Raw genomic sequence first — 8,855 nt, forward strand, 5'->3', positions numbered from 1 at the left:
ACTTGCTTTGAGAATCCCAATTTTAAAACTTCATGATTATCTGTTGATTTCGGTCCAGGTTGATTTAGATGACCAAACCGCACTGCAGTTTCAGGAAGACGTCTTAAACAAAATACACCTGGAAGGTTCAAGAGGTGTAGTAATTGATCTGACATCCGTTGATATGATTGACTCTTTTATCGCAAAAGTCCTTGGGGATGTGGTCGATATGTCCAACCTTATGGGAGCAAAAGTAGTTCTGACGGGAATACAGCCGGCGGTTGCAATCACGTTAATTGATATGGGAATCGTTCTGGATGAAGTGCCGACAGCTTTAGATCTTGAGCAGGGGTTAGACAGACTCCAGCAAGAATTGGAGGGGTGATGAATGCAAGTCCAAACCCATGTAGATATTCACAGTGAGTGGGGGATCGTGGCTGCTCGGCAAGCTGGTCGTAAATTAGCCCGAGAAATCGGGTTTGGATCTGTCGATCAGGCCAGAGTGACGACGGCGATTTCCGAACTTGCGAGAAACATCTACCTATACGCAAATAAAGGACAAATTTATATTGAAGAAGTCACCTCCTCCGGCAAACGTGGAATTAAAATCATCGCTGCTGACGAAGGTCCGGGAATCAAAGACATTCGCAGGGTTATGGAAGACGGATATACTACATCCGGAGGTTTAGGTGCAGGATTACCCGGAGTCAAACGGTTAATGGACGAGTTCAAGATTGATTCTGAACTCGATGAAGGTACAACAATCAGTGCGATAAAGTGGCTCCGATAAGGAGGTTCTAGAACTTGGAAAAGACAAAGCTATCCATGTATCAATTATACAAAGACATGTTAAATACGTATCTGGACTCAAAAAGCGAACATGCTCTATATGCAGCTCAGCAATTCAGTAAAGAGATGATGGAAAAAGACATGTCTCCTGAGGAAATGGTTAGCTTGCATATGTCGGTGTTTCAGGAAATGGTCCCGGAACTTCCTGAAGAGGTTGTCGATTCATTCGACCTTCTCCTCGAAGTGATGATCGGCTATGGTCTGGCATACCGTGAGCATCAGAGTTTAAGAGACAGGCAGCGGCAGCTCGAATCAGAGATTAATGTCGCTGCCCAGATGCAGCAGTCACTTCTGCCGGAAGATAAAGTCAGTGCACCGGAAGTGGACCTTGGTGTTATCAGTGTGCCTGCCGGTAAAATGAGTGGCGATTATTATCATTATATCCAGGACGACCACGGATGCATTGGTCTGGCTGTGGCGGACGTAATCGGAAAAGGAGTCCCGGCAGCCATGTGTATGTCCATGATTAAGTACGCGATGGACAGCATGCCTGAACAGCGGTTGCAGCCGGCTGCTCTTCTTGAGAGCCTTAATCGTGTTGTAGAACGGAACATTGACAGCAACATGTTCATTACCATGGTCTATGGTTCCTACGATCCTCGTAATCACCGTTTCTACTATGCAGGAGCAGGTCATGAGCCTGGTTTCTATTACTCAAAAAAGACCGATTCCTTTGAAGAATTGACAACAAAAGGACTCGTTCTCGGACTGTCACAAAAAGTGACCTATCAGGAGTATGTGAAAAATGTAGAACCAGGTGATTTCTTTGTGTTGCTTTCCGACGGGGTCACAGAGTGCAGGACGGAAGACGGTTTTATTGAACGTGAGCAGATCACCGATATGATTCGAAAACACATTGACCTGCCGGCTCAGGATATAGTGAACCTTGTGTACCGGGAGCTTGAAAAGATGCAGGACTTCCAGTTGAAGGACGATTTCACACTTTTAATTTTAAGAAGAAGTGTTTAGCCTGATATTTAAAAGGGTATATAGCCATACTATGAGTATATTCGCAATTCAGGAGGGGAAGTTATGAATCTTCATATTGATATAAAAGAGAACGGACCAGAAAGATACGTATCATTGGCCGGTGAAATTGATGTTTATACAGTGCCGAAACTTAAAGAAGAACTCATACCTGTAACAGAAGAGCCGAATAAACAAGTAATTGTGGACCTTTCAGGTATTAATTATATAGACAGTACAGGACTTGGTGTATTTATCGGTGCCCTTAAAGCAACAGACCAGAGCGGGAGTTCGCTGAAGATAACTGGTGTCAACGACCGGGTGCGCCGTCTGTTTACAATCACAGGTCTTGATGAAGTGATTGAAATTGAAGTTAATGAAAGAGAGGAGGCGTAAAAACGGATGTCTACCACGAAACCTGATTTCATTGAGATGAAGCTTCCTGCAAAACCCGAGTATGTCGGGGTGGTCCGCTTGACTGTTTCTGGAATCGCGAACCGTCTCGGTTACTCTTACGATGATATAGAGGATATTAAAATTGCTGTAGCTGAAGCGTGTACCAATGTTGTTAATCATGCATATAAAGGTGAAGCCGATAGCGAGCCGGTGATGACGATCGGATGTGGCGTGTACGAAGATCGTTTGGAACTGATGGTTGCTGACAAAGGAAACAGTTTTGATGTTGATTCATTAAAGCAGAACCTCGGGCCGGTAAGTGCCGAGCAGCCTGTGGAAGAACTTAAGGAAGGAGGGCTTGGCCTCTTCCTGATTGAAACATTGATGGACAAAGTGGAAATTAGCGGAGATTCAGGGGTCATCATTGTGATGACAAAGTTCCTTCAGAGAGATGGGGTGGAACGAAATGGCAACGGAATCTCAACATCGACAACGCAACAATAAGGACTATATCTACGAATGGATTGACGAATTTCAAAGAACAGGGGATGAAGAAATCCAGACCAAACTGGTCATGGAATACGAAGGACTTGTTCATTCCCTTGCGAGAAAATTCTCTAAAGGGCAGCGGCACGATGAGGACCTTATCCAGGTTGGTATGATCGGACTGATTGCGGCCCTGCGCCGTTTTGACCCAGCTTTTGCAAGGAGTTTTGAATCGTTTGCGGTTCCTACCATCGTAGGTGAGATCAAGCGTTTTATCCGTGATAAGACCTGGAGTGTCCATGTTCCGCGGAGGATCAAGGAACTCGGTCCGAAAATCAAAGCAGCGGTTGAAGAACTTACTGTTAACCTTCAGCGCTCTCCCCGTGTAGAGGAGATTGCCAATCAGATCGGTGTTTCTGAAGAGGAAGTCCTTGAGACGATGGAGATGGGCAAAAGTTATCAGGCTCTCTCTGTTGACCGTTCGATTGAAGCTGATGATGAGGGCAGCGCAGTAACCCTTCTTGATCTGGTAGGCTCTACTGAAGAAGGATACGAGAAAACTGATCAGCAGATGCTTCTTCAGAAAGCTTTCCACGTGTTGACCGAACGTGAACGTCAAATCCTTCATTACACGTATTTTGAGAACATGAGCCAGAAAGAAACGGGCGAACAGCTCGGTATCTCTCAAATGCATGTATCACGTTTGCAAAGGAGAGCCCTTCAGAAGTTAAGAGAATCCATTCGTATTGAACCATCGGAGTGCTTGTAAATGATTAAACACCACCAGCTGAACGACATTGAAATAACGTCTTATTACACCGCGAAACAGGGAAACTGGTGTTCGGGTGATGCCTTTTATGTTTCAAACGGTGATGAGTATGTGATCTGTGCAGTGGTAGATGGGCTTGGCAGCGGAGAGGAAGCGATGGAGGCTTCTTCGGCGGTCATTAAGGTGATTGAAGCACATAAGGATGAAAGCGTTGAAGTACTTATGGATAAGTCCAACAAAGAGTTATGGCAAAAACGCGGTGCTGTGATGACGATCATGAAGATTGATCAGCGCACACAGGAGATCATCTACAGTAATGTAGGCAATATCGGATGTATCTTTTATCCGCCTTCTGGGAAACTGGTAAGGCCTATTCCCTCTAGAGGGTATTTGTCAGGTAAAAGACAGAAGTTCAAAGCTCAGCGGATCAGCTTTGAAAAAGGAATGACCTTTATTCTTTACTCTGATGGACTGACGTTCGATCCTGTTTTTCATCAGTTCATGGCTAAAACCCCGTCCACGAAAAAAGCGATGGAACAAGTGATCGGTGGAATGGCTGATACATCAGACGATACGACGATTTTAATAGGGAAGGTATCTCTCGGCGTATAGGGGAGATACCTTCTTTCTGTTTGGGTGTATCGCACAAGGATAGCGCAGCGCTGAGGAGGATCCCGAACCGCCCGCGGAAAGGGGATGTATTCCGTTCAACAAATGGATTACGATGCAGGGTTGTAACACCCTTCCTAATTCTATGAAGGGCATCCGTATAGCTGAATAAAGACCGTCACTGACGAACGACTTACAATAATGGGCCTGCACAGCAGGTGGTTTTTTCTTTTATTCTCCGATAGAATGAAGAGGAGAAACGGGACAGGAGGCCAAACAAATGGAATGGACCGATGAACAGCATACTTTGCTTAAACATGTGACAAATGCGGTGAAATTAAAGGAAAACCGCGTTAAGAATGTAATTGATTTATCCGAGGAAGGGAACACTGTTCCCTTTATCGCCAGATACCGTAAAGAACTAACCGGAGGAATGGACGAAGAGCAGATCCGTTCTATTTTAAAAGAGTGGGAGTATGCAAACAGTCTCGCTAACCGAAAGAGTGAAGTGATCAGGCTGATTGATGAACAGGAGAAACTCACGCCTGAGCTGAAGAAAAAAATTGAATCTGCAGTAAAACTTCAGGAACTTGAAGACCTGTACAGACCCTATAAACAAAAACGTCGGACGAAAGCAACGATGGCAAAAGAGAAAGGCCTTGAACCTCTTGCGGAATGGTTGCTCTCCCTGCCTCAAAACGGAGATCCTGATCAAGAAGCGAAGAAGTATGTTAATGAAGAAAAAGAAGTGGTTAATCAGGAAGATGCTCTGCAGGGAGCGCGGGATATCATCAGTGAAGTCCTGTCTGATGATCCTGAAATAAGGAAGAAGGCCCGTCAGCTTACGAGCAATGAAGGATGTTTCGTCTCCCAGGTGAAAGATGAGTCTCTGGACGAAAAGGGCATCTACGAAATGTATTATACATACGAGGAATCTGTAAAAAAGATCGTCCCTCACCGGGTATTGGCCATGAACCGGGGGGAAAAGGAAAAAGTACTTAAGGTTGGGATCCGCCCGCCCCGGGAACGCATTGTCGCTTTTGTTGAAAAACAGTACATTCCTAAGCCGACGGTGGCTGCAGAACACCTGAAAGAAGCGATTGAAGATGGTTACAAACGGCTGATCGAACCGGCTGTTGAGCGGGAAATCCGAAAAGAGGCAACAGAAACCGCTGAAAAACAAGCGATCCACATTTTTTCGGAAAATCTGCGAAATCTTCTTTTGCAGCAGCCCTTAAAGGATAAGGTCGTTCTTGCCGTAGACCCCGCATACCGAACAGGCTGTAAGCTGGCGGTGGTTGATGGTACTGGTAAAGTGCTCGATATTGCCGTCATCTATCCGACGCCTCCACGAAATGAAGTGGATAAAGCGCGGACGGTTGTGAAAAAAATGATTGCAAAACACGGGGTGAATGTGGTTGCCGTAGGTAATGGAACAGCCTCCCGTGAAACGGAGCAGTTCGTAGCAGATACCATTAAAGAGCTTGATCAGGAGGTCTTTTATGTCATTGTGAATGAGGCTGGAGCCAGTGTTTATTCCGCCTCGAAACTCGGAAAAGAAGAGTTCCCGGATCTTCAGGTGGAAGAAAGAAGTGCCGTATCCATCGGCCGCCGCCTGCAGGACCCTCTGGCTGAACTGGTGAAGATCGATCCTAAGTCAGTAGGGGTAGGACAGTATCAGCATGATGTAACCCAGTCCCAGTTGAACGACTCTCTTACGTTTGTCGTTGAAACAGTGGTTAACCAGGTTGGTGTGAATGTGAATACGGCTTCTGTCTCTCTTTTGCAATATGTTTCCGGGCTGTCGAAGTCTGTAGCTACTAACATTGTAAAACGTAGAGAGGAAGAAGGACGGTTTACGAGCCGTGTCCAATTGAAAAAAGTGCCCCGCCTTGGTGCAAAAACTTACGAACAGGCGATCGGGTTCATGCGGATCGCCGACGGAAAACAGCCTCTTGATCAGACCAGCATTCACCCGGAGAGCTATCCTCTGACTAAAGAGATCATGGAGAAGCTGTCCATCGGAGCGGGCGACATTGGGACATCGGCGGTTACGGAAAAGCTTAAGGGGATTAATGCCCAGGAACTGGCAGATACTCTTGGAGCTGGACTGCCTACAGTGAAGGATATTCTCGATGCGCTGGCTAAACCAGGCAGGGACCCCCGCGATGACGTGCCGCCTCCGGTGCTGAAGCAGGATGTTCTTTCAATGGAGGACCTGGAGAAAGGGATGAAACTGAAAGGGACTGTCAGAAACGTGGTGGACTTCGGTGCCTTTGTTGATATCGGTGTAAAGCAGGATGGGCTCGTCCACATTTCCAAACTCACGAACCGTTTTGTTAAACATCCAATGGAGGTTGTTTCTGTAGGTGATGTGGTGACGGTATGGGTGGGGGACGTGGATCATAAAAAAGGCCGTATTGCTCTGACAATGCTTGAGCCGCAGAAACAGACCACATAATGAAAGTGAATAGGAATAGCGTGTACTTCACTTCCGTTGTTATCAGGCAATGAGCTGATGCTGCCGCCGGTGTAGCCGGACGGGCGGCAGCAAAGCCATTGTCTTTTTACTTTCTCTGAGGCTCTCCTCGCATTCAAGAGTAATTTTTATTGAGCACAGATCATGTTTCCTGATCACTGCTTTTGTAATAAAACCAGCATTGGTTCAGTACTTTAATTCTCCGGCGGTCCTTATTGTAGTAGGCTTCTTTTAGTTGCCTTTTCAGCCACGCGGGCATCCAGAATCCTCCTTTACATGGAGATTGGCCTATGGACGTTGAAATGTTCATTAGTATTACATACTATATGCCGTAGGGTTTGTCTGTGTTATTGTAATAAAGTAATCTTGTCTGACTGACGAACAGCGGAGGGGTCGGAGTATGACTGACTTGGAACTTCAAAAGCTTGTGGAAGGTATATCGGAGGCAAGCTTTAACAGACCATTTAAACATAAAGCCACCTTTAACCCCCGGTTAAGAACAACTGGCGGCCGTTATATGCTCCAGTCCCACAATATCGAGATGAATCCGAAACAGCTGGAGCAGTTCGGGGAAGAGGAGTTTATTAAAATTGTTAAGCATGAACTCTGTCATTACCATCTTCATATAGAAGGGAGAGGGTATCAGCACAAAGATGCCGACTTCAAACAACTTCTTAAAAAGGTGGGAGGATCAAGGTTCTGCCAGGTTGTTCCGGGGATGCGCCGAAGATCGAAAACTCTTCACATCTACACGTGTAAAAAGTGCGGGATTCAATTTAGAAGAAAGCGCCAAATTGACTTGAAGCGTTTTGTTTGCGGGAGGTGCAGAGGGCGTCTCGAAAAAATAAAAACAATTTCCCAATAAAACATTGACGCTTATTTTTAACTGTGGTACATTATAAAAGTCGCTGAAACGGACAAGCGTTGAAACGGCGGCTCGAAAGACCTCGAAAAAGATATTGACTTTGCTTTTAACTTCCGTTAAAATATAAAAAGTCGCTAAAAAACATTATTCCACAGTAGCTCAGTGGTAGAGCAATCGGCTGTTAACCGATCGGTCGTAGGTTCGAGTCCTACCTGTGGAGCCATACGGAGAAGTACTCAAGTGGCTGAAGAGGCGCCCCTGCTAAGGGTGTAGGTCGCGCAAGCGGCGCGAGGGTTCAAATCCCTCCTTCTCCGCCAGTTCTTTTTTAAGCTGGCCCGTTGGTCAAGTGGTTAAGACACCGCCCTTTCACGGCGGTAACACGGGTTCGAATCCCGTACGGGTCACCATTTTTTATTTACAGAGTTTCAAAGACAACAGCATACGGAGGATTAGCTCAGTTGGGAGAGCACCTGCCTTACAAGCAGGGGGTCGGCGGTTCGAGCCCGTCATCCTCCACCATTCTTATGAATGATGGTCCCGTGGTGTAGCGGTTAACATGCCTGCCTGTCACGCAGGAGATCGCCGGTTCGATCCCGGTCGGGACCGCCATTTTTCATGTGCGGGTGTGGCGGAATTGGCAGACGCGCTAGACTTAGGATCTAGTGCCTTCGGGCGTGGGGGTTCGAGTCCCTTCACCCGCACCATATTTTTTTAGCGGTCGTGGCGGAATGGCAGACGCGCTAGGTTGAGGGCCTAGTGGGGGAGACCCCGTGGAGGTTCGACTCCTCTCGACCGCACCATACATATTCATTATTGATATGTAACGAATGACATATACGCCTATTTTAATAGGCGCCCGTAGCTCAATTGGATAGAGCGTCTGACTACGGATCAGAAGGTTAGGGGTTCGACTCCTCTCGGGCGCGCCATACTTAATTTATACGGGAAGTAGCTCAGCTTGGCAGAGCACTTGGTTTGGGACCAAGGGGTCGCAGGTTCAAATCCTGTCTTCCCGACCATTTCTTAACTTAATATAATGCGGGTGTAGTTTAGTGGTAAAACCTCAGCCTTCCAAGCTGATGATGTGGGTTCGATTCCCATCACCCGCTCCATAAAATACTTTTAAAAACCTCTTGCAATCAGCTGTCATACAGGATATGATGGAAAAGTTGCTCGGGGGCCTGTAGCTCAGCTGGTTAGAGCGCACGCCTGATAAGCGTGAGGTCGGTGGTTCGAGTCCACTCAGGCCCACCATTTTTGACCTTTGAAAACTAAACAAAAAGCCAAGCGAAACGTGGGATAATGACAAATTATCCCGTCAATGAATTATTTAAATGATGTCAGAGACATCAAACTTTCTATGGAGAGTTTGATCCTGGCTCAGGACGAACGCTGGCGGCGTGCCTAATACATGCAAGTCGAGCGGACTGATGGGGAGCTTGCTCCCCTGACGTCAG

General features: G+C 46.6%; 10 protein-coding genes, 11 tRNA genes and 1 rRNA gene. 21 read left to right on the forward strand and 1 reads right to left on the reverse strand.

Annotated features, from left to right (window positions below):
* The first annotated feature begins 7 nt into the window (after nt 1-7).
* The 8 genes from EBO34_RS19750 to EBO34_RS19785 all read left to right on the forward strand — a co-directional run bounded on the left by EBO34_RS19750 (nt 8) and on the right by EBO34_RS19785 (nt 6,515).
* On the forward strand, nt 8-364 hold the full coding sequence (locus tag EBO34_RS19750; protein WP_122901848.1) for an STAS domain-containing protein: 357 nt from the start codon (nt 8-10) through the stop codon (nt 362-364).
* Between the two features lie 3 nt (nt 365-367).
* Nucleotides 368-769 carry an anti-sigma regulatory factor gene (locus EBO34_RS19755; RefSeq protein ID WP_122901850.1) on the forward strand — a complete coding sequence of 134 codons (402 nt, stop codon included), beginning with the start codon at nt 368-370 and terminating at the stop codon, nt 767-769.
* Nucleotides 770-783: 14 nt separating this feature from the next.
* Nucleotides 784-1,797 (forward strand): PP2C family protein-serine/threonine phosphatase, encoded by a 1,014-nt coding sequence (locus EBO34_RS19760; RefSeq protein ID WP_122901852.1) that lies wholly within the window; start codon nt 784-786, stop codon nt 1,795-1,797.
* Between the two features lie 63 nt (nt 1,798-1,860).
* Nucleotides 1,861-2,190 carry an STAS domain-containing protein gene (locus tag EBO34_RS19765; RefSeq protein ID WP_122901854.1) on the forward strand — a complete coding sequence of 110 codons (330 nt, stop codon included), beginning with the start codon at nt 1,861-1,863 and terminating at the stop codon, nt 2,188-2,190.
* Nucleotides 2,191-2,196: 6 nt separating this feature from the next.
* Complete coding sequence (gene rsbW / locus EBO34_RS19770; RefSeq protein WP_122901856.1) at nt 2,197-2,694, forward strand: anti-sigma B factor RsbW; 498 nt, start codon at nt 2,197-2,199, stop codon at nt 2,692-2,694.
* Nucleotides 2,657-3,445: an RNA polymerase sigma factor SigB gene (gene sigB, locus EBO34_RS19775; protein WP_122901858.1), complete on the forward strand. Its 789-nt coding sequence runs from the start codon at nt 2,657-2,659 to the stop codon at nt 3,443-3,445. Before rsbW ends, sigB begins: the two co-directional genes overlap by 38 nt.
* Nucleotides 3,446-4,057 carry a PP2C family serine/threonine-protein phosphatase gene (locus tag EBO34_RS19780; protein WP_122901860.1) on the forward strand — a complete coding sequence of 204 codons (612 nt, stop codon included), beginning with the start codon at nt 3,446-3,448 and terminating at the stop codon, nt 4,055-4,057.
* 277 nt (nt 4,058-4,334) lie between these two features.
* Nucleotides 4,335-6,515, forward strand: a complete 2,181-nt coding sequence (locus tag EBO34_RS19785; RefSeq protein WP_122901863.1) for a Tex family protein — start codon at nt 4,335-4,337, stop codon at nt 6,513-6,515.
* 160 nt (nt 6,516-6,675) lie between these two features.
* On the opposite strand, the gene cmpA is transcribed toward EBO34_RS19785, so the two are convergent.
* Complete coding sequence (cmpA, locus tag EBO34_RS19790) at nt 6,676-6,792, reverse strand: cortex morphogenetic protein CmpA (RefSeq protein ID WP_122901865.1); 117 nt, start codon at nt 6,790-6,792, stop codon at nt 6,676-6,678.
* 141 nt (nt 6,793-6,933) lie between these two features.
* Here cmpA and EBO34_RS19795 point away from each other — a divergent pair, with 141 nt between their 5' ends.
* From EBO34_RS19795 to EBO34_RS19855, 13 genes are all read left to right on the forward strand, one after another.
* Complete coding sequence (locus tag EBO34_RS19795; RefSeq protein WP_122901867.1) at nt 6,934-7,398, forward strand: SprT family protein; 465 nt, start codon at nt 6,934-6,936, stop codon at nt 7,396-7,398.
* Nucleotides 7,399-7,546: 148 nt separating this feature from the next.
* Nucleotides 7,547-7,621, forward strand: a tRNA-Asn gene (locus tag EBO34_RS19800).
* A 3-nt stretch (nt 7,622-7,624) separates the two neighbouring features.
* Nucleotides 7,625-7,715, forward strand: a tRNA-Ser gene (locus tag EBO34_RS19805).
* 15 nt (nt 7,716-7,730) lie between these two features.
* A tRNA-Glu gene (locus EBO34_RS19810) sits at nt 7,731-7,805 on the forward strand.
* 36 nt (nt 7,806-7,841) lie between these two features.
* Nucleotides 7,842-7,917 (forward strand) — tRNA-Val (locus tag EBO34_RS19815).
* Between the two features lie 14 nt (nt 7,918-7,931).
* Nucleotides 7,932-8,007, forward strand: a tRNA-Asp gene (locus EBO34_RS19820).
* A 10-nt stretch (nt 8,008-8,017) separates the two neighbouring features.
* Nucleotides 8,018-8,102: transfer RNA gene (locus EBO34_RS19825), tRNA-Leu, on the forward strand.
* Between the two features lie 10 nt (nt 8,103-8,112).
* A tRNA-Leu gene (locus EBO34_RS19830) sits at nt 8,113-8,198 on the forward strand.
* A gap of 52 nt (nt 8,199-8,250) precedes the next feature.
* Nucleotides 8,251-8,327 (forward strand) — tRNA-Arg (locus EBO34_RS19835).
* A gap of 13 nt (nt 8,328-8,340) precedes the next feature.
* A tRNA-Pro gene (locus EBO34_RS19840) sits at nt 8,341-8,417 on the forward strand.
* Nucleotides 8,418-8,436: 19 nt separating this feature from the next.
* Nucleotides 8,437-8,510, forward strand: a tRNA-Gly gene (locus EBO34_RS19845).
* A 65-nt stretch (nt 8,511-8,575) separates the two neighbouring features.
* Nucleotides 8,576-8,652, forward strand: a tRNA-Ile gene (locus EBO34_RS19850).
* A gap of 103 nt (nt 8,653-8,755) precedes the next feature.
* Nucleotides 8,756-8,855 (forward strand): 16S ribosomal RNA (locus EBO34_RS19855); the annotation flags it as partial.

The organism is Alteribacter keqinensis, assembly GCF_003710255.1.
GTDB classification, from domain to species: domain Bacteria; phylum Bacillota; class Bacilli; order Bacillales; family Salisediminibacteriaceae; genus Alteribacter; species Alteribacter keqinensis.